The organism is Mycobacterium sp. NPDC003323 (assembly GCF_053589535.1).
The window spans coordinates 47,201-72,506 of sequence record NZ_JBSFSB010000015.1 but is presented as its reverse complement, the minus strand read 5'-3'; the positions used below and the strand labels follow the sequence as shown (position 1 = coordinate 72,506).

The window sequence follows — 25,306 nt, the reverse complement described above, 5'->3', positions numbered from 1 at the left end:
GTCCGTATGTCAACGGGGTAGGCCCGGGTGGCCGCTACAGTGCATGTCGTGACCAACCGATGCGGCCCCCGTGCATCTCGAGGCCGACTCAGCTGCGCGGCGAAGATGCTGGTTGCCGCCACTGCGGTGCTGCCCGTCCTCGTCGCATGTTCCGAATCCGAGAGCCCCGGCTCACCCTCGGTGCCGCCGAGCACCCAGTCCGCGCCCGAGGCCCAGCACGGGCCCGTCTTCCCCGAATGCGGCGGCGTGAGCGATGAAACCGTCGCGCAGCTGACACAGGTGCGCGGTCTGGTCAACACGGCCCGCACCTCGGTGGGCTGCCAGTGGCTCGCCGGCGGTGGCATCGTCGGCCCGCACTTCTCGTTCACCCATTTCCGCGGAAGCCCGATGGGACGCGAACGTAAGACCATGGAGCTGTCCCGGGCCAGCGTCGAGGACATCAGCATCGAGGGCCACGACGGCTTCATCGGTATCGGCGAGGATCTGGTGCTCGGTCAGAATCTCTGCGAGGTCGGCATCGGCTTCGGTGACGACTTCATCGAATGGTCGGTCAGTTACACCCAGAAGCCGTTCCCGGACGCCTGTGAGGTCGCCAAGGAGCTGACCCGCCAGTCGATCGTGAATGCGGAGCGATGAATCGTATGAAACGAACCCTGACCGTCGCGTTCGCCCTGTTGGCGGCGCTGATGATGGTGCTCGGCGTGCAGGGCTGCTCGCGCGCGGTCGACGGCACCGCCATCAAGTCCTCCGGCGCCGGGCCGCGCAACAACGACTCCGAACGCACCTACCCGAACCTGCTCAAGGAATGTGATGTCCTGACCGACGACATCCTCGCCGAGACGGTCGGCGCCGACCCGTTGGACATCCAGAGCACGTTCGTCGGCGCGGTGTGCCGCTGGCAGGCCGCCAACCCGAACGGGTTGGTGGACATCACCCGGTTCTGGTTCGAGCTGGGCAGCCTGGACTACGAGCGACAGGTCGCCGAGGAGCTGCAGTTCCCCGTCGAGGAGCGCCGGATCGCCGGCGTCCAGTCGATCGTCATGCGCAACCCCAACGACAACAACGCCTGCGGTGTCGCCAGCGATGCCAGCGGTGTCGTGGGCTGGTGGGTGAATCCGCAGGCACCCGGGATCGATGCCTGCGGGATGGCGATCAAGTTGATGGAACTGACCCTGGCCACCAACTCGTAGCGGCCGGTTCAGCGCGGCACGTGGAAATCGGCCAGCTGCGCGCCGCGCAGCTGCAGATCCCGCCACGAGCCGGGCACCCGTAACAGCGCCATCGCCGAGGTCGGAAACTTCGACTCGACCTCGGCCACCGCATCGGCATCGCTGTCGGGACCGGCCAGCCCGAGCGTCAGTCCCGACATCACCGGCTCGTGACCGATCACCAGCAGCGTCTGCACATCATCGGAGACTCCGTTGATCTCCGACAGCACGATGCCCGGGGTGGCGTCGTAGATCCGGTCGACGAAACGTACCGGCGCGTCGATCCCGGTGCGCTCCAGAGTCAGCCGGGTACGGGTCGCCGTCGAGCACAGCACCGCGTCGATCCCCGGTGCGTGCGCGCGCAACCAGTCGCCGGCCAGCGCGGCCTCCCGGATACCGCGCGGCGCGAGCGGACGGTCGTGGTCTGAGACCCCGGACGGATAGTCCGACTTGGCGTGGCGCAGCAGCAACAGGGTTCTCATCCACTTGAGGTTAGGCCATGCCGACGCAGGTCCCGGGACTTGTCGGACACCCGACCTAGACTCGCTCAAGCAGTGATCGACGACCTCGGAAAGGAGTGCACCGATGCGCTTCCTGCACACCGCGGACTGGCAGCTCGGGATGACGCGGCACTTCCTCAGTGCCGGTGGCGGAGAAGCACAATCGCGCTATGCGGCCGCCCGCCGGGAGGCCGTTGCCGGGCTCGGCGCGCTGGCGGCCGAGGTCGGTGCCGAGTTCGTGGTGGTCGCCGGTGACGTCTTCGAGGACAACCAGTTGTCCCCGCGTGAGGTGAGCCTGGCGCTGGAGGCGATGCGGGCCATCGAGGTGCCGGTCTATCTGCTGCCCGGCAATCACGATCAGCTCGACGCCGGATCGGTGTACACCAGCGCGCTGTTCCTGGCCGAGCGTCCCGACAATGTCACGGTGCTCGACCGCGACGGTGCCTTCGAGGTGCGTCCCGGGGTGCAGATCCTCGCCGCGCCTTGGCGTTCCAAGGCGCCCACCACCGATCTGGCGGGCGCGGTGATCGCCGGAGTCCCGGCCGACGGGACGGTGCGGGTGGTCGTCGCCCATGGCGGTGTGGACGTGCTGGACCCCGATCCGTCGAAACCGTCGTTGATCCGGCTGGCCGGTGTGGAGGAGGCGCTGCGCGCCGGTGCGGTGCACTATGTGGCGTTGGGGGACAAGCACTCCCGCACACAGGTCGGTGCCACCGGCCGGGTCTGGTACTCGGGCTCACCCGAGGTCACCAACTACGACGATATCGAGACCGACCCCGGGCACGTGCTGGTCGTCGATGTCGATGAGGCCGATCCGGCGCACCCGGTGCAGGTCACCGCCCGTCGGGTGGGCAAGTGGCGGTTCGTGACGCTGCGCCACGAAGTCGACGACGACCGCGATATCGCCGGTCTGGACATCAACCTCGACCAGCTGTCCGACAAGGAGCGCACCGTCGTGCGGATGGTGCTCACCGGATCGTTGACCGTCGGGGACAAGGCGAAACTCGATGCCTGCCTGGACCGCTACGCCCGGCTGTTCGCCTCGCTGCGCACCTGGGATCGGCACTGCGACATCGCGGTGCTACCGGCCGACGGAGAGTTCGACGACCTGCCGATCGGCGGTTTTGCCACCAACGCCGTGCAGGAACTGGTCGACGCCGCACGTGCCGAGGGCGACGACGCCGATGACGCCCGGTCCGCACTCGCACTGCTGTTGCGGCTGACCGCCGCTCATCCGGAGGGGAGTGTGGCATGAAACTGCACCGGTTGGTCCTCACCAACTATCGCGGCGTGGCCCACCGCGAAATCGAGTTCCCCGAGCGGGGTGTCGTGGTCATCAGCGGCGCCAACGAGATCGGCAAGTCCTCGATGATCGAGGCGCTCGACCTGCTGCTGACCGTCAAGGACCGTTCCTCGAAGAAGGAGGTCAAGGCGGTCAAGCCGACCCACGCCGATGTCGGCGCGGAGGTACTCGCCGAAATCTCCACGGGCCCCTATCGGTTCATCTACCGCAAGCGCTTCCACAAGCGGGCCGAAACCGCGTTGACCGAACTCGCGCCGGCCCGGCGCCAGCTCACCGGCGACGAGGCCCACGACCGGGTGCTGGCCATCCTCGACGAGACCGTCGACACCGCGCTGTGGCAGGCGCAGCGTGTGCTGCAGTCCTCGGCCACCGCCCCGGTCGACCTGTCCGGCTGCGATGCCCTGTCGCGGGCCCTCGATGTCGCGGCCGGCTCCTCGGACGGTGCCCCGGACTGCGGTGATACCGACCCGCTGCTCATCGACAAGATCGAGCGCGAATACCTCAGCTATTTCACCGCAACCGGCCGCCCCACCGGTATCTGGGCGGCCGCCGGCGCCCGACTGCGGGCGGCCGATGAGTCGGTCACCGAGCGCACCGCAGCGCTGCAGCAGGTCGAGCAGGCCATCGCGCGGCATGCCGCGTTGACCGGTCAGCTGTCCATGCTGGCCGAACAGGTACAGGCCGCCGAGGCGCGCTGCACAACCGCCGAAGAGGCCGCGGCCGTGGTCGATGAGCTGGCCCGTGCACGCGACACCGCGAAGGTGGTCGCCGAGGCCGCTGCCGCCACGCACACCGCCGCGCTCGCCGCGGTCACCGAGCGGCGCAGACTGCGCATCGCGGCCGACGAAAGGTCAACGGCTGTCGCCGAACTCGTGACGATCGCCGCCGAATCCGCGCGGGCGCACGGGCTTGCCCGCAAGGTGGTCGAAGCCGCCGAGTCCGATGCCGAGCAGGCTCTGGTGACCGCGACGGCCGCAGCCGCGGCCGTCGAGTCCGCGCGCGCGGAGGTCGCCGCACTGGTCGCGCGCGACGAGGCCGCGCGGCTGACGGCGCATATCGCCAAGCTCGATGCCGCGTCCGCCGAACTCGCCGACATCGAACGTGAGCTGGCCGCCAACCCGATGACCGACGCGCTGCTCAAGCAGATCGACGCGGCGTCCAGATCGGTCGAGCGTGCCGCCGGCCGTGCCGAACTGGCCTCGGCCAGAATGGAACTCGTCGCGCTCGCCGATATCCAGCTGCGGTCCGCCGACACCACCACCGACCTGAGCGCCGGCCAGGACTGGGCGATCTCCGTCGCCGAACCCACCGCGGTCGAGGTGCCCGGTGTGCTGCGCGCTCGGGTGGTGCCGGGTGTCGACGCGCTGCAGACCCATGCCGAACTCGAAGCCGCCCAACACGACCTGGCCCAGGTGCTCGCACAGGCCGCGGTGGCCGATGTGGAGGCTGCGCACGCACTCGACACCCGCCGTCGGGAACTGTGCACCGCGCGCGACACCCTCCGGGCGACCGTCGCCGCGATCACCGGCGCCGAAACCGCGGCGCAGCTGCGCGCCCGCCACGTCGAGCTGACCGCCGATCAGGCCGTGGTCACCGGGGACACCGGCGCGGCGCGGACCGCGCTGGCGCAGGCCGTCGCCGCCCACACCGCGGCCACCGAACAGGCCGATACGCTGCGCAAGGTGGCCGCCGCGGCCACCGCCAAGTGCAACGACGCCGCGGTCGCGGCCGGGGTGCTGCGCGAGAAGCTGGAGGCCGCGCAGTCCGAACACGATGCCGCGACGCACCGGCTGGCCGCGGCCCGGCTGGTGGCCGCCGATGACCAGCTGAGCCTGCAGGTCGAAGCCGACGCCGAACGCCTCGCCCGGGCATCGGCCGAATTGACTCGTCTCGACGCCGAATTGGCCGCCGCCCATCCCGACGCGGTGCAGGCCGAACTCGCGGCCGCCACCACCGCGGTGCAGCGACTGCACGCCGAACGGGATGCCGCCGCGATGGCACTGACCGAGGTGTCCGCCGCCCTCAAGCTGTACGGCAGCGAGGGGCGCCGGGGCGCACTGGATGACGCCGAAGCCGAACGCGAGCACGCCCACGGCGAGTATCTGCGGGTCGGCCGCCGCGCCCGGGCGGCCGCCATGCTGCGCACGGTCATGTTGCGCCATCGCGAATCGGCGCGCCTGCGGTATGTCGAACCGTTCCGCAGTGAGATCGAACGGTTGGGCCGCATCGTGTTCGGCGTGGATTTCGAGGTCGACATCGACACCGACCTCACCATCCGAAGTCGCACCCTCGACGGCACCACCGTCGGCTACGAGTCGCTCTCCGGCGGTGCCAAGGAGCAGATCGGCATCGTCGCGCGACTGGCGTGTGCCTCCCTGGTGGCCAAGGAGGACACGGTGCCCGTCGTCATCGACGATGCGCTGGGGTTCACCGATCCCGACCGGCTGACCCGGATGGCCGAGGTGTTCGACTCCGTCGGCGGTGACGGTCAGGTGATCGTGTTGACGTGCAGTCCGGACCGCTACGCCGGGATCGGTGGCGCCCAATTGATCGAGCTGACCGCCTAGGCCTTGTGCGCTAGGCGACGGCCTCGGCGATCGCCGGGGCGGGTAGCGCGCTGAGGCCGAGGTGATCACGCAGCGTGTTGCCGCTGTACTCGGTGCGGAACAACCCTCGCCGCTGCAGCTCCGGCACCACGTAGTCCACGAAATCGTTGAAGGTCCCTGGGCTTTGGGCCGCCGAGACCATGAATCCGTCCGCCTCGCCGCCGCGGAACGACTCCTCGATTTGATCGGCGACCTGCGCGGCCGTGCCGACGAACTGCGGCAGCAGCACACCCTGGGCGTACCACTTACCGATATCGCGCAGCGTCAGGTTGTCCCGGTTGGCCACCCGCCGCGCGGTGTCGAACAGGCCCTGTGTGCCGGTCACCTGTACCTCTTGCACCGGCGCGTCGAGGTCGTATCGGGAGAAGTCGTGATCGGTGTGCACGCTGAGCGTGATCAACCCGGAGATCGGGTCGGCGAGCTCATTGTGGAAGGCCTGCTTCTCACGGGCGATCGACTCGGTCTCGCCGATGAACGGGATGAACGCCGGGAAGATCAGCACCCCGTCCGGATTGCGGCCGAAATTGTCTGCCCGCGACTTGATGTCGTCATAGTAGGCGCGCCGCCCCTCGGGTGTCGGGTCGATCTCGAAGATGGCCTCGGCCCACCGTGCGGCGAAATCGCGGCCGGTATTCGACGACCCGGCCTGGATCAGGACCGGCCGGCCCTGCGGAGAGCGCGGCACGTTGAGCGGACCCCGGGTGCGGAAGAACTTCCCGTCGTGCTCGACCCGGCGGATCTTGTCCGGATCGGCGAACACTCCGCTGTCCTTGTCCAGCACCACCGCATCGGCGTCCCATGACGACCACAGTTCCAGTGTGGTGCGTAGGAATTCGTCGGCTCGCTCGTATCGGAACTCGTGATCCAGATGGGTGTCCTGGCCGAAGTTCTGCGCCTCACTGGCCGTCAGCGAGGTGACGATGTTCCACGCCACCCGCCCCCGGGTGATGTGGTCGAGGCTGGCGAAGATGCGCGCCAGCTCATAGGGGTGAAAGAAGGTCGCGGACTTGGTGATCGCCACACCCAGCTTCGAGGTCACCGCGCCGATGCTGGCGGCCACGATCGAGGGATCCAGGGTGGCGGTGGCCTGGGTGCCACGGCGCAGAGGTTCGGTGATATCGCGGCCGTACTGGGCCGGCGCGGCGAGCAGGTCGGCGAAGAACACGAAATCGAACTTGCCGCGTTCCAGGATGCGGCCGATGCGGTGGTAGTACTCCGGGGTGGTGAATCCGGTATCGCTCCCGGGGTGGCGCCAGGCCGCGTGCGAGTGGGTGACCTGGGAGGCGATCTGGAATCCGCCGAGGTGCAGTTGCTTGGGCATGTCATGGACCTTTCTCGGGCACAAATCGCACAGATGTCAGAAGTAGGCGTTGGCGGGGATCGGGGTGCCGTGCAGCAGGTGCTGCCCGATCACCCGGGCCTTCAGGCCGACGGGGTTGTGCAAGGTGATGGTGCGGATGTTGCGCCAATGCCGGTCCAGGTTGCGCTGGCGGCTGGCGGCACTGGCCCCGCCGAGTTCCAGGAGCCGGGTGGCGGCGGTCGGCGCGATATCGTCCAGATGCACCTTGACCTTCGCGACCTTGAGCTGGGCCTCGGCGGCCAGGTCGGCATCCGGCACTCCGTCGACCTCGGAATCGGTTGCCGCGCCGATCGCCTCGGCGGCATCCAGAACCGCGGTCCGCGCGATATACGCGGTGGCGGCCAGCTCACCGAGTTGCCGTTGCAGCAGCGGATCATCGGCGGGGTTGTCGGCCAATGCGTGGCTGAAGCTGCGTTGCCGGGAGCGCAGCAGCGCCACCCCGTCCTCGACGACGTCGGCCAGCACACCGGCGACCACGGCGTGGATGTAGAGCTGCAGCGACGCATACTGCACGGTCGGTGCCGGCGCGGCGTCGTACGGCGTGTCGGCGAGCACCTCGTCCGCCGACACCGCCACACCGGTGAACGTGGTGGTACCCGTGCCGGTGCGACGCTGACCGAAGCCGTCCCAGTCATCGATGATCGCAACCCCGGCGCGGTCGGTCGGTACGACAACGGTGGCCACCGAATCGTGATCGGTGGTGGCGGTGGCCGTCAGATAATCGGCGAACAGGGTTCCGGTGCTGTAGTACTTCTCACCGTCGAGGCGGAACCCGCCGTCGGTGGCGGGCAGCAGCCGAGTGTTGAACACCAGGCTGCCGACGGCATTGCTGCCCTTCTCGCTGAACGCGTTGCCGAAGATCTTGCCTGCGGCCACCCGATCCAGCCAGCTGTCCGGTCCGGATCGCAGCCGCTCCTCGACGAACCAGAAGTGCGCACGGAAGATGTGGGCCACGATCGGGTCGGCCTGGGCCACGTCGATGACGGCCGAAAAGAGCTGTGGCACAGTCAGGCCTGCGCCCCCACGTTCGGCGGGCAGCCGAAGGGTGCCGAACCCGGCTTGCTTCAGCGCCGCAACCTGATCGAACGGATTCTCGTCGTTGCGATCCCGGTCCCGCGCACCGGCCCCGATGTTGCTCAGCAGGTCCTTCCATTCGGGGGACTCGGGCAGGATGCGATGGGTGTTCTCGATCGTCGTCATGGCGATCAGTACAACCGAGCGCACCGGGCACCCACACTGCTTGCGATCACCACGATCCTGAGAACACGGCCACACAGGACGGTGACCGGCGCGGCAGAATGGACGGTGATGACCACGACCAGGCGTCGCCGCGCCCACGACCGGCTGGCCGCGCTTCCCGGTGTGCGCCCGGTGCGGCGCCCGATCGGCACCGACGACGCCGCCCAGTTCGACGTCCACTACGTGCGGTCGGGCCGCAAATCCAGCCATCCCATTGTGGTCATCCCCGGTGGTCCCGGCGCGGCGTCGGTGGCGCTGTACCGCGCCTTCCGCCGGCACGCCGCGTCAGCCGGCCTGGACGTCATCATGGTCGAACACCGCGGTGTCGGCCTGTCTCGACAGGACGACCACGGACACGACCTGCCACCCGAGGCCATGACCGTCGACGCGGTGGTCGACGATATCGCCGCGGTGCTCGACGACGCCGGTGTCGAGTCCGCCCACATCTACGGCACCTCGTACGGCACCTACCTGGCGGCCGGGGTCGGGGTCCGACATCCCGGTCGGGTCCGCAGCATGGTGCTGGACTCACCAATTCTGTCGGCCGATGACATCGCCGATTCGCGCACGCACATCCGGCGGGTGCTGTGGGACGGCGAGCCGGGCACCGTCGACCTGGCCGCCAAGGTGCGCGAACTGGTGGCGCGCGGGACCTTCGGTCCGACGGCCGTGCTGCGCGCGGTCGGGCTCTACGAACTGGCCGGCCCCGAGGTGCTGCGCCGACAGCTCGATCTGCTACTGGCGGGCCATGACTGGCTGTGGGCCGCCGTCGGGCTGGGGACCCGGCTGCTGCTGGAACGCGAGACTGCCTTCCACCACGAGCCCGACCTGGTCGAGCGGATCGCCTATCGCGAGCTGAACTACGGCGCGATACCCGACGGTGGACCCCTGGACCCGGCGGTCGCGCTGCGTGAGATCGCGCTCGGCGACGTCGAATTCGTCGCCGAACCCTATGACCTGGCGGTGCAGACGCCGCGATTCGGCTGGCCGACCGCGGTGCTGTCCGGCGGTCGTGATCTGACCACCCCGCCGACGGTGGCCCGGCGGATCGCCGAGCTGATCCCGCAGGCCACCCTGGTCGACTTCCCGACCGCCGGTCACAGCATCCTGGACACCCGCGAGCACGCCGCGCTGCAGGTCTGCCGGGCCGTCAGTGACGGGCGGATCGCGCAACTGGCTTCCCACGCAGCCGAACTGGACCAATTACCGGCCAACCTGACGGTGCGGCTGCTGGTGCGCAGCGTCGAACTGGCCGCCAAGGCCGAGGCCGTCGTGCCCGACGGGGTGCCGCGGCTGGCTACTTCATGAAGCCGATCGTCGAATAGTTGATATCGCCGATGCCGGTCGGACCGTAGTTCGCCAGATTGCTGCGGATGGCGACGTTGCCCGGCGCCTGGAACAGCGGCAGGCTGTGGCCTTCGGCCCAGATCATCTTGTCCAGCTCGTTGGCCAGCTCGCGGGCCTTGGCCGGGTCGAGTTCGGCCAGGACCTCCTCGATCTTGGCGTCGATCTCGGCGCTGCCGATCTTGCCGTAGTTGCTCTCACCCTGGGCGGCATAGATCTGGGTCAGGCTGGCCAACGGGAAAGCATCGCCACCCCAGGCGAACTGGGCCATGTCGAAGTTACCGATCGTCACGAAATCGGGGAACAGGGCGCCACCGGCGGCGGGGACCAATTCGAGGTTGACGCCGATCTGCGCCAGCTGATTCTGCGCGATCTGGGCGACGGCCCGGGTGCTCTGCCCGTCGTAGAAGATGTTGCGGATTTTGAGTTGCCGACCGTCCTTCTCGCGGAACTGACCGTTGAGCGTCCAGCCCAGCGCATCGAGATCGGCCTTGGCGGCCTCGGGGTCGAAGCCGATGCTGTTGTCCTGGTAGCCCTCCTGGCCGGCCAGGTAGATGTGGTTGTTCAGCGCGGCCGGGTTGTCAGCCAGTCCGCGCTGGGTGACGGCGGCGATGGCTTGGCGGTCCAGCCCCTTGGCGATGGCCGAGCGCAGACCCGGATCGGACAGGATGGCGCCCTCGTTGCCGTTGATGGTGAGGTGATACCAGTTGGGCGCCGGCGCGCGACGGATGCTGACACCCGGAGTGCGCCGGGCATTCTCCAGATCATCCAGCGAGGCCAGACCCGCCGCGTCGAGCGCGTTGTTCTGCAAGGCCGGGATGACGGCGGCATCGTCGAGCACGGTGTAGGTGATCGAATCCAGCAGCGGTGGCGTACCCCACCATTTCGGGTTGCGGGTCAGCACGATCCGCTGCGCCGCGCGGTCGACGGTGCTGATCATGAACGGCCCGGCCGACACCGACGGACCGTTGAGGAATCCCCGGTTGAACGCCTCCGGGTCGGAGGTCACCGCCTTGGGGGCGAGCATGGCGTTGCCCGCGAACATGCCCCGCCAGTCGGCGAAGTGCCGGTCGAAGGTGATGACGGCCTGCCGGTCGTCGACGCCCCTGGTGACCGAGGCGACGCGCTCGCTGCCGTTGGGGGAGGCGAACAGGAAGCGCTTGTCCTTGCCGCTGGTCGCGTTGATCTGGGCGGCCATGTCCTCCCAGGTGATCGGGGAGCCGTCCGACCAGACCGCCGCGGGATTGATGGTGTAGGTCACCACCTGCGGGTCGGTGCTGGTGAGCTCGACATCGGTGAAGTAGTCGTTGTTGACCGACATCTCACCGTCGGGTTCGATGACGAAGGCGCGCGGCAGGGTCGCCCGCAGCATCCGGCCGAGTTCGCCGAGGTTGCCGTCGACGTGCAGATAGTTGAAGTTGGGCGGGAAGCCGGTCAGCGCCAGGCGCAGGTTGCCGCCCTGCTGCAGGGTCGACGGGTCCTGCGGATTGATGTCGGCGGTGGCGCCGATCTCGGCGTTGCCACCGGCCGAGGGCACCGAGGTATCCGGGGACGAACAACCGGTCAGGGCCAGCACCGTCACCGACGCGACGGCGAGCAGACGCGAAATCGCACTCATGCGATCTGACTCTAACCGGGTCGGGGCGCGGGGCGGGGGACCGCCGAGAGCAGACGACGCGTGTACTCGTGTTGCGGATGCTCGAACACCTGCTCGCTGTCGCCCTGCTCGACGATGCTGCCCTGGTGCATCACGGCCACCCGGTGGGCAAGGTGGCGCACCACCGACAGATCGTGTGAGACGAACAGATAGGCCAGCCCGAGGCGCTCCTGCAGGTCCAACAACAGGTTGATGATGCCGGCCTGGATCGAGACGTCCAGCGCGGACACCGGCTCGTCCAGCGCCAGGATCTTCGGCTGCAGGGCCAGCGCCCGGGCGATGCCGATGCGTTGCTTCTGACCGCCGGAGAATTCCGCGGGGTAGCGGCCGCCGTCCTCGCGGCGCAGGCCGACCAGGCCCAGCAGCTCGGCCACCCGCGCCTCGTTGTCGGCACGGCTGAACCCGTTGGCGCGCAGGGGTTCTGCCAAGACGTCGAACACCGGAAGGCGCGGATCCAGGGAGGCCACCGGATCCTGGAAGACCACCTGCAGGTCGCCGCGCAGGGCGCGTCTGCCCGCCCGGTCCAGGGTGGCGACATCGGTACCCAGGACTTCGATGCGGCCCGACTCCGGTGCGGTGAGGTCGAGGATCTGGTGCAGTGTGGTGGACTTGCCGGAGCCGGATTCGCCGACGATGCCCAGTGTCCGGCCCTGGTGCAGGTCGAAACCGATACCGTCGACCGCTTGGACCGAACCGATGCGGCGCCGGAACACGACCCCCTTGGTCAGCGTGTAGGTCTTGCTCAGATCGCGGACCGACACGACGATCTCGCCGTCGTCGGCGACCGGTTCGGACACTGGGGCGGTCGACACCGCGTAGATGTCCGCGGCGCTGCGCCCGGCCACCTGCTCATGCCTGATACAGGCCACCTGATGGGCCGGGCCGACGCCGACGAGTTCGGGTTCGGCGGTGCTGCAGGCGTCGATGGCCAGCGGGCAGCGCGGGGTGAACGGGCATCCGGGCGGCAACGCGGACAACGACGGGGGAGCACCCGGGATCGGGACCAGGCGTTCACCGCGCGGCGCGTCCAACCGCGGTACCGACCCGAGAAGCCCTGCGGTGTAGGGCATCCGACGATTGCGGTACAGCTCGGCTACCGGTGCGGTCTCCACCGCCCGGCCGGCGTACATCACCAGCGCACGGTCGGCGAATTCGGCGACCACCCCCAGATCGTGGGTGATGATCAGCACTCCGGCGCCGGTGGCATCGCGTGCGGTGCGCAACACGTCGAGGATCTGGGCCTGCACCGTGACGTCCAGCGCTGTGGTGGGCTCATCACAGATCAACAGGTCGGGATCGTTGGCGATGGCGATCGCGATGACCACGCGTTGCCGTTCGCCGCCGGACAGTTCGTGCGGGAAGGCCCGGGCGCGTCGCTCGGGTTGGTTGATGCCGACGAGCTCGAGCAGTTCGACCGCGCGGCTGCGTGCCTGCCGGGCGCCGACATCGCGGTGGTGGATCCGGATGGCTTCGGCAATCTGGTCGCCCACGGTGTACACCGGCGTCAGCGCCGACATCGGGTCCTGGAAGACGGTGCCGATCCGCGCCCCCCGGATGCGCGACATCTGGGCATCGGGCAGTCCGATCAACTCGTCACCGCCGAGGCGCACCGAACCGGACACCTCGGCGAATTCGGGGAGCAGCCCGATCACGGCCATGGCACCCGCGGATTTGCCGGCACCGGATTCGCCGACCAGCGCAACGACCTCACCGGCGTCGACGTGGTAATCCAGACCCCGTACCGCCGCGACGGTTTCGGTCTCGCCGGGGAAGTCGACGCGCAGATCGCGAACCTGCAGCAGCGTCATGAGCGTGCCTTCCGACGGGCGGGGCGCGCCGCAGGGTCGAGCGCGTCACGCAGACCGTCGCCGACCAGGTTGGCACACAACACGATCAGCACCAGGATGCCGGCGGGGAACAGGAACACCCACGGGAACGTCGTCACCGAGCGGGTGCCGTCGGCGATCAGCGTGCCCAGCGACACATCCGGCGGTTGCACGCCGAATCCCAGGAAGCTCAACCCGGTTTCGGCCAGGATGGCCAGCCCGACATTCAACGCGGTGTCGATGATCAGGATGGACGCCACGTTCGGCACGATGTGCCGGACGATGATGCGCCGGTTCGACACACCCATATAGCTTGCCGCGGAAACGAATTCCCGTTCCCGCAGGCTCATCGTCATGCCACGCACGATGCGTGAGCTGATCATCCAACTGAACGCCGACAGCAGCACGATCAACCACAGCACGCTGCCGCCGGACTCTCTGATGCGGGGTGTGACGATCGCGATTAGCAGGAAGCTGGGAACCACCAGCAGCAGGTCGACGATCCACATCAGCGTTCGGTCGCGCCAGCCGCCGAAGTACCCGGCGATGGCGCCGACGGTCGCGGCGATGATGGTGGAGATGAATGCGACGGCGACCCCGATCAGCAGCGATTTCTGCATCCCGCGCAGGGTCTGTGCGAGTAGGTCCTGACCGATGGCGTTGGTGCCGAACCAATGTGCGGTGGTCGGTGGCTGCTGCAGCGCGTAGTAGTCCAGGTCGGTGTGTGAGTACGGCAGCAGCGGGGGCAGCGCCCAGCAGCTGATGAACAGCAGCGCCAGCACCACCAGCGCGATCACCGCCGGCCGGTTGCGCAGGAACCGGCGCAGCACCAGCGTGCGCCGGGAGACGAATCGGTACTCGGTGTCGGTCACGAGACACGCACCCGGGGGTCCAGGGCGGCGTAGATGATGTCCGACAGCAGGCCGGCGAGCAGGATCGTCACCCCGGTGAAGACCGTGATGGCCACCACGATGTTGGTGTCCTGGGTGTTGATGCCCTGGACCACCCACTCGCCCATACCGTGCCAGCCGAAGATCTTCTCGACGAACACCGCGCCGGTGAACAGTCCACCGACGCTGTAGGCGAACAGGGTGGCCATCGGGATCAGCGCGGTGCGCAGCCCGTGTTTGAACAGCGCCTGCCGCCGGGTCAGACCCTTGGCGCGCGCGGTGCGGATGAAATCCTGCCCCAGCACATCGAGCATGGCGTTGCGCTGATAGCGGCTGAAACCGGCGATCGCGGCGAGCGCGAGGGTGAAGGTCGGTAGCACCAGATGCTGCATCCGGTCGACGAGCTGGTTCCAGAACCCGCCCACCGCATCCGGCGACGTTTCGCCCGTGTACTCGAACAATTGCACACCGAGGATCGAGTTCACCTTCAGTGCGCCGAGGATCAGCAGGTTGGCGACGACGAACGTGGGGGCGCTGAGGATCAGCAGCGAGGCCAGCGTGATGGCGCGGTCGGAGAACCGGTATTGCCGGATGGCGCCCCAGGCGCCCACCACGACACCGATCACGGTGCCGATCACCGATCCGATCAACACCAGTCGCAGGCTCACCCCGATGCGCCGCCACAGTTCGTCGCTGACGGGCTGACCGGTGACCGTGGTGCCGAAGTCCCCGCGCACCGCCCCGGAGACCCAGTCGGCGTAGCGGATGGGGATCGGCTCGTCGAGGTTGAGTTCGGCGGCCTTGGCGTCGATGACGGCCTGCGGCGGACGAGGGTTGCGCTCCAGCAGGCTGTCCAGCGGTGAGAACGTCAGCGAGGTGAGCGTGAACGTGAGAAAGGATGCCAGCGCCAGCAGGACGACATAGTTGAGCAGCCGTCGCGTCAGGAAGCGGGTCATGCGATGGGTCCGCCGCGGGGCTGCATGCGGAACAGGGTAGGAGATCAACCCAGGTGAGCCGTGTTTGTGCAGGTCCCGGGCGTGCCGGACGACCGATCCACCTGGTCCTTCGCTGCTGGGGACGTGTCCCGTCAGGTTGGTTGTGCGGCCCGGCCGAGGTTTTGCACTCGACGCTGCGGGTAATCAACGGGCCATGACATCGAACAAACTGAAGCTGATCTTTGCCAGCGCGGGGATCGGTGCCGTGATGGGAATGGCCGGTCTGACTGTTGCCAACAGCACTGCGATCGCGGATCCCGCATTGCCGGAGCCGACTCTGCCGTCCGAGCAATACGATGCGCCCGCGCCCGTGACCACGACGACGACCGAGGCCGAGACCGAGGAGTCCGGCGAGTAGCCACACTCATAGCCGGCTCACAGGAACAGCACATGCTGCGCCCACCGGGGCGCGAATAATGGAAGGCATGTCCACCTCAGCCGGCGGATCGGCCCACGACGTTCCGGTGCGCGCAGTGATGCGCAGAGCCGACGGGAAACCGATCCGGGTGTTGGTTGTCGATGACGAGCCGGTGCTCGCCGAACTGGTGTCGATGGCCCTGCGATACGAGGGGTGGGACATCGCCACCGCGGGCGACGGCACCGGAGCCATCGAACTCGCGCGCGACAACCCACCGGACGTCGTGGTGCTCGACGTCATGCTGCCCGACATGAGCGGTCTGGACGTGTTGCGGCGGCTGCGTGAGCTCCAACCGGGCTTGCCGCTGCTGCTGCTGACCGCCAAGGATTCGGTCGAGGATCGGATCGCGGGCTTGACCGCCGGCGGTGACGACTATGTCACCAAGCCGTTCAGCATCGAGGAAGTCGTGCTTCGGCTGCGCGCGCTGCTGCGCCGGACCGGCGTGGCCAACGACACCAGCGACGCCCAGATCGTGGTGGGGGACCTGGTACTGGATGAGGACAGCCACGAAGTCACCCGCGCCGGTGATCCGATCTCGTTGACCGCCACTGAGTTCGAGCTGCTGCGCTTCATGATGCGCAATGCCAAACGGGTGCTGAGCAAGGCCCAGATCTTGGACCGGGTGTGGAGTTACGACTTCGGCGGCCGGTCCAACATCGTGGAGCTGTACGTGTCCTACCTGCGCAAAAAGATCGACAGCGGGCGCGAACCGATGATCCACACCTTGCGCGGTGCAGGGTACGTCCTGCGCCCGCCCCGATGAATCGCGTCTTCACCCCGCGTGCCTGGTCGCTGGGCACGCGTCTGCTGATCAGTGTCGTCACCCTGCTGGCCATCGTGTGTGTCACCATCGGGGTGGCCAGCGAACTTGCGCTGCAACGGTTTCTGATGAACCAGCTGGACAGCCAGGTCGAGGAGGCCGCCCAGCGTTCGGCGGGCATCATGGCGCTCCCGCCGCCGATGCTGCTGCCCGGGCCACGGCACGGACGTCTTGAGCCCGGACCGCCGATGGTTCCCGCGCCGGCGGTCCCTGGCCCGCCGGTGCGTTTCCGGTTCAATCCGGAAACCGGTCCGGGGCCGGGCTTTCTCAATGCACCCGGCCAGGCCATCCAGACGGTCGGCGCGGTCGTCGGCCCCGCCGGGCGGGTCGATGCCGGCCTCATCACCTCCGAAGGCGCCACCGCCGAAATCAGCACCGCCGCAACGGCGCAGCTGACCCAGATCCCCGCGGATCGTCGACCCGTCACGCTGCGCCTCGACGGCCTGGGCTCCTACCGGGTTGTGGCGATGCCGCTGCGCCCGGGTCCGCAAACCATCGTGGTGGGCCTGCCCACCGCCGTCGTCGACGACACCCTGCTGTGGGTGCTGCTGATGTTCTGTGTGGTCTCGGCGGTGGCACTGATCGCCGCGACCATCGTCGGAAGCTGGATCATCCGTCGTCAATTGGCGCCGCTGGCAAGGGTTTCCGCGGCCGCTCGCGACGTCGCCGACCTGGAACTCGACCGTGGCGAGGTCCGCTTGCCCACGCCGATCGTGCCGGTCGACCCGGTCGGCGCGCACACCGAGGTCGGACAACTCGGTTCGGCGCTGAACCGGATGCTGGACCGCATCTCGGGGGCACTGACCGCCCGACACAACAGCGAGACCCGGGTGCGTCAGTTCGTCTCCGACGCCAGTCACGAGCTGCGTACCCCGCTCGCGGCGATCCGCGGATATACCGAGCTGGCCCAACGAAAACGCGCGCAGCTGCCCGAGGACGTCGCGCACGCGATGAGCCGCGTCGAGTCCGAGACCGTGCGGCTGACAATGCTGGTCGAGGACATGCTGCTGCTCGCCCGGCTGGACGAGGGCCGGCCGCTGGAGCGCGCGCCGGTGGACCTGGCGCAGGTGGTGCTGGACGCCGTCAGCGATGCTCATGCCGCCGGGCCCGATCACGAATGGACGTTGGAGCTGCCCGACGAACCGGTGCCGATAATGGGCGACCGGGCGCGGTTGCACCAGGTTCTGACGAACCTGCTGACCAACGCGCGGGTGCACACCCCGTCCGGGACCACCGTCACCACGTCGGTCACGCTCGCCGGTGACGGGCAGGTGGTGCTCACGGTGACCGATGACGGTCCGGGGATCCCGGCTGCGCTGCAGCCCGAGGTCTTCGAACGCTTCGCCCGTGGCGACTCGTCGCGGTCCCGGCGCGGTGGCAGCACCGGTCTCGGACTGGCGATCGTGGCCGCGGTGGTCAAAGCGCATCGCGGGCGCATCGAGTTGCACAGTGCGCCAGGCGACACCCGCTTCGTGATCACCCTCCCGATGCACAGCTGACGCACAGCGCGGTCAAATGGGCCGCGTAGCGCTGCCGGTCAGCATGGCGGAGGTGACTGCTGCCCGGACCGTCCGTGAACGCCTCGCCCTCGCCGCCCTGCTGGTGGGCACCGGTGTGCTGTACCTGTGGAACTTGTCGGCCAGCGGGTGGGCCAACAGCTTCTACTCCGCGGCCGTGCAGGCCGGCAGCCAGGACTGGACGGCGCTGTTGTTCGGTTCCAGCGACGCGGCGAACGCCATCACCGTCGACAAGACGCCCGCTGCGCTGTGGGTGATGGGCCTGTCGGCGCGGGCGTTCGGGTTCTCTTCGTGGTCGGTGCTGGTGCCGCAGGCGGTGATGGGTGTCGCCGCGGTGGCGCTGTTGTATGCATCGGTCCGTCGGGTGACCGGCCCGGCCGCAGCCCTGCTGGCCGGTACCACCCTGGCGCTCACCCCGGTGGCCACCCTGATGTTCCGGTTCAACAACCCCGACGCCCTGCTGGTGCTGTTGCTGATCGCTGCGGCCTACTGCGTGCAGCGGGCTTGCGAACCCGACGCCGGCCGATGGTGGTTGGCGGCGGCCGGCGTGTTGGGCGGGTTCGCCTTCCTGGCCAAGATGCTGCAGGCGTTCCTCGTGCTACCGGCCTTTGCCGCGGCCTACCTGCTTGGAGCGGCGACCCCGCTGCGGGCTCGGCTGCTGCGGTTGGCCGGTGGGCTGGCCGCGCTGGTGGTGTCCGGCGGCTGGTACCTGGTGCTGGTCGAAGTGTGGCCCGCCACCGACCGGCCGTATATCGGTGGCTCCCAACACAACAGCATCGTCGAGCTCGCCCTCGGATACAACGGGGTGAGCAGGCTGACCGGGGCGCAGGCCGGCGGGTTGGGCAATCTCAACTTCGACGCCGGCTGGGACCGGTTGTTCGGGACCGGTATGGGCGCCGAGATCGCCTGGCTGCTGCCCGCGGCGCTGATCGGGGCGGCCGCCGGTTTCGTGATCCGCGGCCGCGCCGACCGCGCCGACCCGGCGCGGACGGCGCTGATCCTGTGGGGCGGCTGGCTGGTCGTGACGGCCGCGGTGTTCAGTTTCGCCAACGGCATCGTGCACTCGTACTACACCGTCGCGCTGGCACCGGCGGTCGCGGCGTGTGCGGCGATCGGGGCGGACCTGCTGTGGCGCCACCGCACCGCGCAGTGGTGCGCGCTGGTGCTGGCCATCATCGTGTCGGCGACGGCCGGCCTGGCCTTCGTCCTGCTGGCGAGACGGCCGGACTGGTTGCCGTGGCTGCGCTGGGTGATCGTGGTGGCCGGCGCGCTGGCGGCGGTGCTGCTGGTGGCGCAAACCCTCGCCCGGGTGGCCGCCGTGCTGGCCCTGGTGTGCGCGTTCGCCGGGCCCGTCGCCTACTCGGTGGCCACCGCGGCCACACCGCATACCGGGGCGATCCCGTCGGTGGGTCCCGCCCATTCCGGTCCGCCGTTCGGCGGCGCATTCCCGGGTCCGCCACCGGGCGGCCCCCGCGACGGCGGTCCCGGCCGCGGCGGTCCACCGTCGTTCGGGGGTGGGTTGCTCGACGCCCCGGAGCCGACCGCCGATCTGATCGCGCTGCTGGTCGACGATTCGGCCGACTACACCTGGCCGGCAGCCGTGGTGGGCTCCAACAACGCAGCCGGATATCAGCTGGCCGCCGATGTCCCGGTGATGGCGGTGGGTGGTTTCAACGGCACCGATCCCGCGCCGACCCTGGAGGAGTTCACCCGCCTTGTGGCCGAGGGGCGGATCCACTACTTCATCGACGCGCACATCATGGGTGGTCGCGGTGACCACGCCGGCAGCCACGACGCCGCCGACATCGCCGCATGGGTGCAGGCCAACTACCCGCCGATCACCGTCGGGGCCACCGTGATCTACGACCTGACGGAGTCATAGCGTGCGCACAGGTCGGACCCACGGACAGCACACGCTGCGCTTCGACGATGGAGGCATGACAGACACCGCCTTCGCTGCGCGTCCCAACGCCGTCCTGGAAGCCCGCGCCGCCGACACCCCCGTGGTCGACATCGTGGTTCCGGTGTACAACGAGCAGGCCGCGCTGAAGAACTCGGTGCGCCGGTTGCACCGTCATCTGCAGGAGAGCTTCACCTTCGCGGTGCGGATCACCATCGCCGACAACGCCAGTACCGACGGCACCCCGCGCATCGCGGCCGACCTGGCCGCCGATCTTCCCGGTGTCCGGGTCGTCCGGCTCGACGAGAAGGGCCGCGGCAGGGCGCTGCACCACGTGTGGTCGCTGTCGGACGCGCCGGTGCTGGCCTACATGGATGTCGACCTGTCGACCGATCTGGCGGCTTTGGCGCCGCTGATCGCTCCGCTGATCTCCGGGCATTCCGACCTGGCCATCGGCACGCGACTCGCCCGCAGCTCGCGGGTGGTGCGCGGGGCCAAGCGCGAGTTCATCTCACGCTGCTACAACCTGATCCTCAAATCGACACTGCACGCCCGGTTCTCGGACGCCCAGTGCGGGTTCAAGGCCATCCGCGCCGATGTCGCCCGCGAATTGCTGCCGTATGTGACCGACACCGGCTGGTTCTTCGACACCGAGCTGCTGGTGCTCGCCGAGCGCAGCGGATTACGCATTCACGAGGTGCCGGTGGACTGGGTCGACGATCCCGACAGTCGTGTCGACATCGTGGCCACCGCGAAGGCCGATCTGCTCGGTATCGGCCGGCTGCTGCGCGGTTTCGCCGGCGGCACCATACCGATCCATTCCATTGCCGCACAACTCGGTTCGCAGCGTGCCGCCGCACCGGGTTCGCTGCTGCGGCAGGTGGTGCGGTTCGCCGGGGTCGGAGTGCTCTCCACTGCCGCCTATCTGGTGCTGTTCCTGGCATTGCACTCACTGCTGGGCGCGCAACTGGCCAATCTGTCGGCGCTGCTGATCACCGCGATCGGCAATACCGCGGCCAACCGACGCTTCACCTTCGGGGTCCGCGGATCGAATGAACTTGCCCGGCATCATGTGGAGGGCCTGACCGTCTTCGGTATCGCGCTGGCCATCACCAGCGGTTCGCTGGCCGGACTGCACGCCATCGCCGAACATCCCGGCCAGGCGGTGGAGACCGCCGTGCTGGTGATCGCCAACCTGGTGGCCACCGCTGCCCGCTTCGTCCTGTTGCGCGGCTGGGTCTTTCACCCCCGCCGCTGAGAATCCACGAGTTGAGGACTGCCATGACAATGATCGCTGAGAAGCCGAACACCGCCACCGGACCGGAGATCCCGCGGGCGCGATGGGAGCGCCCGGGACTGCTGGCCCTGCTGGCCGGCACCGCGCTGCTCTACCTGTGGGGTCTGGGCTCCAACGGCTGGGGCAACAGTTATTACGCCGCCGCGGCGCAGGCCGGCACCCAGGATCCGAAGGCCTGGCTGTTCGGCTCGTTGGACGCCGGTAACGCCATCACCGTGGACAAGCCGCCGGCCGCCCTGTGGGCGATGGCTCTGTCCGGCAGGCTCTTCGGGTTCAGCGAGTTCACCATGCTGCTGCCGCAGGCGCTGATGGGCGTGGCGGCCGTCGCGGTGCTCTATGCCGCCGTGCGCCGTTCCGGCGGACCCGCGGCCGGCCTGATCGCCGGGGCCGCGCTGGCGATCACCCCGGTGGCGGTGGCGATGTTCCGCTACAACAACCCCGACGCGCTGCTGGTGCTGCTGTTGGTTCTGGCCGCGTACTGCACGCTGCGGGCCATCGAACACGGCAGCACGCGTTGGATGGCCCTGGCCGGTGCCGCGATCGGGTTCGCCTTCCTGACCAAGATGCTGCAGGCGTTCCTGGTGGTGCCCGCGCTCGGCCTGGTCTTCCTGATCGCCGCGCCGACCTCCTTCTGGAAGCGTGTCGGATCGCTGCTCGTCGGACTGGCCGCCATGGTTTTCTCGGCGGGCTGGTACATCGCGCTGGTCAGCATCTGGCCGGCGCACTCCCGGCCCTATATCGGCGGATCGACCGATAACAGCCTGCTGCAGTTGGCATTCGGCTACAACGGTATCGACCGCATCGTCGGTCAGGGCCAACCCGGTGGCGGCGGCGGGCCGGGCGGACCCGGTGGCGCGCCGAACCTGTTCTTCGGCGGCGACCCGGGCTTCGGCCGGCTCTTCGGCGCCTCGATGGGTGCCGAGGCATCTTGGCTGCTGCCCCTGGCCCTGCTCGGGCTGGTGTCCGTGCTGTGGCTGACCCGGCGCGCGGTGCGGACCGACCCGGTGCGCGCCGCGGCGGTGCTGTGGGGCGGTTGGCTGCTGGCCACCGGTGCGGTGTTCAGCTTCATGGACGGCACCATCCACCCTTACTACACCGTGGCGTTGGCCCCGGCGATCGCTGCGCTGGTCGGGATCTCGGTCACCCAGCTGTGGCAGCGGCGGGCACATCTCGCCGCACGCCTGGCTTTGGCGCTCGGGCTTGCGGGTACGGGCGGATGGGCGTTCGCGCTGTTGTCGCGGCAGGCGGACTGGTGGCCCACGGTGCGCTGGACGGTGCTCATCGCGTCCGTCGCGGTCGCGGTGGTCCTCGCCGGCGGCGTGCACAGATTGGGCCGGTCCCTCACCGTGGTGGTGATCGCTGCCGCACTGCTGGCCGGGGCGGGCGGTAGCGCCGCATGGGCGGTGGCGACCGTCGCCGACGGCGGTAGCGGAGGCCCGATGGCCACGTCGGGTCCGGCCCAGCAGCACCGTTTCGGGCCGCCGGGGGGACCGGGCGGCCGCGTCGATGACGCAGCGCTGGCTCAGCTGGTCACCGGACTCGACAACCGTTGGGCGGCAGCGACGGTCGGCTCGATGCTGGCCGGTGAGCTGGAGCTGCGGACCGGGGCGTCGATCATGGCGATCGGCGGGTTCACCGGAGGGGACAACGCACCGACCCTGGAGCAGTTCCAGCAGTACGTGGCCGACGGGCAGGTGCGTTACTTCATCGCCGGCGAGCGCTTCGGGCCGCCCGGACGCGAGCGGGACGGCGAGGGCACCCAGATCACCGAGTGGGTACAGCAGCACTTCACGGCGACCGACGTGGGTGGGGCGAAGGTGTACGACCTGCAACCCTGATCCGTCGGGGGCGCCTTCCTCGGCGAGCAGACGCAAACCTGCCCATTTTCGGCCGCAAAAGGGTGAGTTTGCGTCTGTTCGCGCAGAAGGGGGTCCGGCGCTCAAACCTGGCACGCCGCCATTCATCAGCTAGATTTCTGGCGGTGTCAGCGCCCGCGAACCCGACGCCGTTCCCGCGTGGCATGGCCCTGCTGGTGGCCGGCGCGTTCTTCATGGAGATCCTCGACGCCACCATCATCGCGCCGGCCATCCCGCTGATCGCCGCGTCGTTGGGTGTCGACGCCGTCGACGTCAACATCGCCATCTCGGCCTACCTGGTGACGGTGGCGGTGCTGATTCCGGCCACCGGCTGGCTGGCCGACCGGTTCGGCATCCGGCGGGTGTTCCTCGCGGCCATCGTCGTGTTCACGCTCGCCTCCGTCGGGTGTGCACTGAGCGCCTCGTTGCCGATGCTGGTGGCGATGCGGATCGTGCAGGGCATCGGCGGCGCGATGATGGTCCCGGTCGGGCGGCTGGCGGTGCTGCGCAACAGCGCGAAATCCGACCTCGTGCGGGCCATCGCCCTGCTCACCTGGCCGGCACTGGCCGCGCCGGTGCTGGCCCCGGTGCTCGGGGGCGCCATCGCGACCGTCGGCAGTTGGCGGTGGATCTTCATCGTCAACATCCCGCTCGGGATCCTCGGATTCGCGCTGGCGCTCAGACTGGTGCGAGGCGGTCCCACACCGTCGGCGCGCAAGCTGGATTGGCTGGGCCTCGTGCTGCTCGGTAGCGGTATCGCCGCGGCACTGATCGCGTTGGAGAGCATCCGCGTCAGCGGCACAGACTGGTGGCTTGTCGGCGCGTGCGGTGTGGGTGCGGTGGTGCTGCTGACATCGGCGGTGCGGCATCTGCTGCGCGCACCGGCGCCCCTGGTCGAGCTGCCCGTGTTGCGGGTGCGCACGCTGCGCATCACGGTCACCGCCGGATCGCTGTACCGGATGGTCATCACCGCGGTGCCGTTCCTGTTGCCGCTGCTGTTCGTGCTCGAATTCGGGTGGACGCCTTTTCAGGCGGGCCTGATGGTGTCGGCGTTGTTCATCGGCAACCTGACCATCAAACCGGCCACCACACCGCTGATGCGGCGGTTCGGAATCCGCACGGTGCTGATCGTCAACGGCGTGGCGTCGGTGGTCTGTTTCGCCGTGCTGGCGCTGGTGCAGCCAGGGATGCCGACGGCCGTCATCGCCGCTGTGCTGTATGTCAGCGGCGCGCTGCGCTCGATCGGGTTCACCGCCTACAACAGCCTGGCCTTCTCCGATGTGGACGGCGACGACCTGACCCACGCCAACACCCTGAACGCCTCGGTGCAGGAACTCGCGGCCGGCCTGGGCATCGCGGTGGCCGCGCTGCTGGTCAGCATGCTCGCGTCCTACCCGGTGACGTTCCTGATGCTCGGGGCACTGCTGGCGATCACGCTCATCGAGTCGGTGCGGCTGCCCCGCTCGGCCGGCGCACACGTGACCGGCCGTCGGTGATCTGCGCACCGTTTGTCCCGCTGACCGTGACAAACGGTGCGCAAATCGGCGGCGGTTCGGCGTTGACAGTCCGCGCCGCACGGCGTTTAATACCCAACCATGATTGCAATTCTGGTCATATCTACCAACTTTATGGAGATGGCATGACCGCCACTGCTGATCTCGACCCCGCGGCCGCCCGCTACGAGCTGAGCCACTTGCGCTCGCTGGAGGCCGAGGCCATCCACATCATCCGCGAGGTCGCGGCCGAGTTCGAGAAGCCGGTGCTGTTGTTCTCCGGCGGCAAGGACTCCATCGTCATGCTGCACCTGGCGATCAAGGCCTTCGCGCCGGGCCGGCTGCCGTTCCCGGTCATGCACGTCGACACCGGCCACAACTTCGAAGAGGTGATCGCCACCCGGGATGAGCTGGTCGCCCGGCATGGGCTGCGGTTGGTGGTCGCGAGCGTGCAGGACGATATCGACGCCGGGCGCGTCGTGGACAACGGGCCGTCCCGTAATCCGCTGCAGACGGTCACGCTGTTGCGCGGCCTGCGGGAGAACAAGTTCGACGCCGCCTTCGGTGGCGCTCGCCGCGACGAGGAGAAGGCCCGCGCCAAGGAGCGGGTGTTCTCGTTCCGCGACGAGTTCGGCCAGTGGGACCCCAAGGCGCAGCGACCCGAGCTGTGGAACCTCTACAACGGCCGGCATCGCAAGGGTGAGCACATCCGCGCCTTCCCGCTGTCCAACTGGACCGAGTTCGACATCTGGTCCTATATCGGCGCCGAGGAGATCCAGCTGCCGTCGATCTACTACGCGCACCAGCGCCAGGTGTTCGAGCGCGACGGCATGCTGCTGGCGGTGCACGAGTTCCTGAAGCCGCGCGCTGACGAGCCGATCATCGAGAAGACCGTGCGGTTCCGCACCGTCGGCGATGTCACCTGCACCGGTTGTGTCGAGTCGGAGGCGGCCACCGTCGCCGAGGTGATCGCCGAGACCGCGGTATCGCGGCTGACCGAACGTGGCGCAACCCGCGCCGATGACCGGATCTCCGAGGCCGGCATGGAAGACCGCAAGCGGGAAGGCTACTTCTGAC

At 68.7% G+C, this 25,306-nt stretch carries 20 protein-coding genes; 13 read left to right on the top strand and 7 right to left on the bottom strand.

Annotation, left to right across the window (positions count from 1 at the left end; genetic code table 11):
* Positions 1-105 precede the first annotated feature (105 nt).
* Together ACWDUN_RS24575 and ACWDUN_RS24570 are read left to right on the top strand one after the other, a co-directional pair.
* A complete protein-coding gene (locus ACWDUN_RS24575) occupies positions 106-636 on the top strand; it encodes a DUF3558 domain-containing protein (RefSeq protein WP_449932795.1) in 531 nt (176 codons plus the stop codon).
* A gap of 5 nt (positions 637-641) precedes the next feature.
* Positions 642-1,190: a DUF3558 domain-containing protein gene (locus ACWDUN_RS24570; protein WP_449932729.1), complete on the top strand. Its 549-nt coding sequence runs from the start codon at positions 642-644 to the stop codon at positions 1,188-1,190.
* A gap of 8 nt (positions 1,191-1,198) precedes the next feature.
* On the opposite strand, the gene ACWDUN_RS24565 is transcribed toward ACWDUN_RS24570, so the two are convergent.
* On the bottom strand, positions 1,199-1,690 hold the full coding sequence (locus ACWDUN_RS24565; RefSeq protein ID WP_449932728.1) for a SixA phosphatase family protein: 492 nt from the start codon (positions 1,688-1,690) through the stop codon (positions 1,199-1,201).
* Positions 1,691-1,793: 103 nt separating this feature from the next.
* Here ACWDUN_RS24565 and ACWDUN_RS24560 point away from each other — a divergent pair, with 103 nt between their 5' ends.
* Positions 1,794-2,963 (top strand): metallophosphoesterase family protein, encoded by a 1,170-nt coding sequence (locus tag ACWDUN_RS24560; protein ID WP_449932727.1) that lies wholly within the window; start codon positions 1,794-1,796, stop codon positions 2,961-2,963.
* Positions 2,960-5,578 (top strand): AAA family ATPase, encoded by a 2,619-nt coding sequence (locus ACWDUN_RS24555; protein WP_449932725.1) that lies wholly within the window; start codon positions 2,960-2,962, stop codon positions 5,576-5,578. The genes ACWDUN_RS24560 and ACWDUN_RS24555 overlap by 4 nt, the downstream gene beginning before the upstream one ends.
* 10 nt (positions 5,579-5,588) lie before the next feature.
* Here ACWDUN_RS24555 and ACWDUN_RS24550 read toward each other — a convergent pair whose 3' ends face one another.
* Both ACWDUN_RS24550 and ACWDUN_RS24545 read right to left on the bottom strand, forming a co-directional pair.
* On the bottom strand, positions 5,589-6,938 hold the full coding sequence (locus ACWDUN_RS24550) for an LLM class flavin-dependent oxidoreductase (protein ID WP_449932723.1): 1,350 nt from the start codon (positions 6,936-6,938) through the stop codon (positions 5,589-5,591).
* Between the two features lie 36 nt (positions 6,939-6,974).
* Positions 6,975-8,177: an acyl-CoA dehydrogenase family protein gene (locus ACWDUN_RS24545; protein ID WP_449932722.1), complete on the bottom strand. Its 1,203-nt coding sequence runs from the start codon at positions 8,175-8,177 to the stop codon at positions 6,975-6,977.
* Positions 8,178-8,285: 108 nt separating this feature from the next.
* On the opposite strand from ACWDUN_RS24545, the gene ACWDUN_RS24540 reads away from it, so the two are divergent.
* Positions 8,286-9,524 carry an alpha/beta fold hydrolase gene (locus tag ACWDUN_RS24540; protein ID WP_449932720.1) on the top strand — a complete coding sequence of 413 codons (1,239 nt, stop codon included), beginning with the start codon at positions 8,286-8,288 and terminating at the stop codon, positions 9,522-9,524.
* On the opposite strand, the gene ACWDUN_RS24535 is transcribed toward ACWDUN_RS24540, so the two are convergent.
* The 4 genes from ACWDUN_RS24535 to ACWDUN_RS24520 are packed head-to-tail and all read right to left on the bottom strand — an operon-like array spanning position 9,514 to position 14,889.
* Positions 9,514-11,178: an ABC transporter family substrate-binding protein gene (locus ACWDUN_RS24535; RefSeq protein WP_449932718.1), complete on the bottom strand. Its 1,665-nt coding sequence runs from the start codon at positions 11,176-11,178 to the stop codon at positions 9,514-9,516. The two genes, ACWDUN_RS24540 and ACWDUN_RS24535, sit on opposite strands and share 11 nt — an antisense overlap.
* 11 nt (positions 11,179-11,189) lie before the next feature.
* Positions 11,190-13,025 (bottom strand): ABC transporter ATP-binding protein, encoded by a 1,836-nt coding sequence (locus tag ACWDUN_RS24530; protein WP_449932716.1) that lies wholly within the window; start codon positions 13,023-13,025, stop codon positions 11,190-11,192.
* Complete coding sequence (locus ACWDUN_RS24525) at positions 13,022-13,915, bottom strand: ABC transporter permease (RefSeq protein ID WP_449932715.1); 894 nt, start codon at positions 13,913-13,915, stop codon at positions 13,022-13,024. Before ACWDUN_RS24525 ends, ACWDUN_RS24530 begins: the two co-directional genes overlap by 4 nt.
* Positions 13,912-14,889, bottom strand: coding sequence for an ABC transporter permease (locus tag ACWDUN_RS24520; RefSeq protein WP_449932713.1), 978 nt, complete (start codon positions 14,887-14,889; stop codon positions 13,912-13,914). Before ACWDUN_RS24520 ends, ACWDUN_RS24525 begins: the two co-directional genes overlap by 4 nt.
* Before the next feature lie 193 nt (positions 14,890-15,082).
* On the opposite strand from ACWDUN_RS24520, the gene ACWDUN_RS24515 reads away from it, so the two are divergent.
* From ACWDUN_RS24515 to cysD, 8 genes are all read left to right on the top strand, one after another.
* The gene (locus tag ACWDUN_RS24515; RefSeq protein WP_449932711.1) at positions 15,083-15,286 is read left to right on the top strand and encodes a hypothetical protein; all 204 of its coding nucleotides are present in this window, start codon (positions 15,083-15,085) and stop codon (positions 15,284-15,286) included.
* A gap of 118 nt (positions 15,287-15,404) precedes the next feature.
* Positions 15,405-16,109 carry a response regulator transcription factor gene (locus ACWDUN_RS24510; protein ID WP_449932794.1) on the top strand — a complete coding sequence of 235 codons (705 nt, stop codon included), beginning with the start codon at positions 15,405-15,407 and terminating at the stop codon, positions 16,107-16,109.
* Positions 16,106-17,665 carry a sensor histidine kinase gene (locus ACWDUN_RS24505; RefSeq protein ID WP_449932709.1) on the top strand — a complete coding sequence of 520 codons (1,560 nt, stop codon included), beginning with the start codon at positions 16,106-16,108 and terminating at the stop codon, positions 17,663-17,665. Before ACWDUN_RS24510 ends, ACWDUN_RS24505 begins: the two co-directional genes overlap by 4 nt.
* 43 nt (positions 17,666-17,708) lie before the next feature.
* Complete coding sequence (locus ACWDUN_RS24500; protein ID WP_449932792.1) at positions 17,709-19,565, top strand: glycosyltransferase family 39 protein; 1,857 nt, start codon at positions 17,709-17,711, stop codon at positions 19,563-19,565.
* 55 nt (positions 19,566-19,620) lie between these two features.
* Positions 19,621-20,841, top strand: coding sequence for a glycosyltransferase (locus ACWDUN_RS24495; RefSeq protein ID WP_449932708.1), 1,221 nt, complete (start codon positions 19,621-19,623; stop codon positions 20,839-20,841).
* Between the two features lie 23 nt (positions 20,842-20,864).
* On the top strand, positions 20,865-22,718 hold the full coding sequence (locus ACWDUN_RS24490) for an ArnT family glycosyltransferase (protein WP_449932707.1): 1,854 nt from the start codon (positions 20,865-20,867) through the stop codon (positions 22,716-22,718).
* A 182-nt stretch (positions 22,719-22,900) separates the two neighbouring features.
* Positions 22,901-24,232, top strand: a complete 1,332-nt coding sequence (locus tag ACWDUN_RS24485) for an MFS transporter (RefSeq protein WP_449932790.1) — start codon at positions 22,901-22,903, stop codon at positions 24,230-24,232.
* 143 nt (positions 24,233-24,375) lie between these two features.
* Positions 24,376-25,305, top strand: coding sequence for a sulfate adenylyltransferase subunit CysD (gene cysD, locus ACWDUN_RS24480; protein WP_449932705.1), 930 nt, complete (start codon positions 24,376-24,378; stop codon positions 25,303-25,305).
* The last annotated feature ends 1 nt before the right edge of the window (position 25,306 follow it).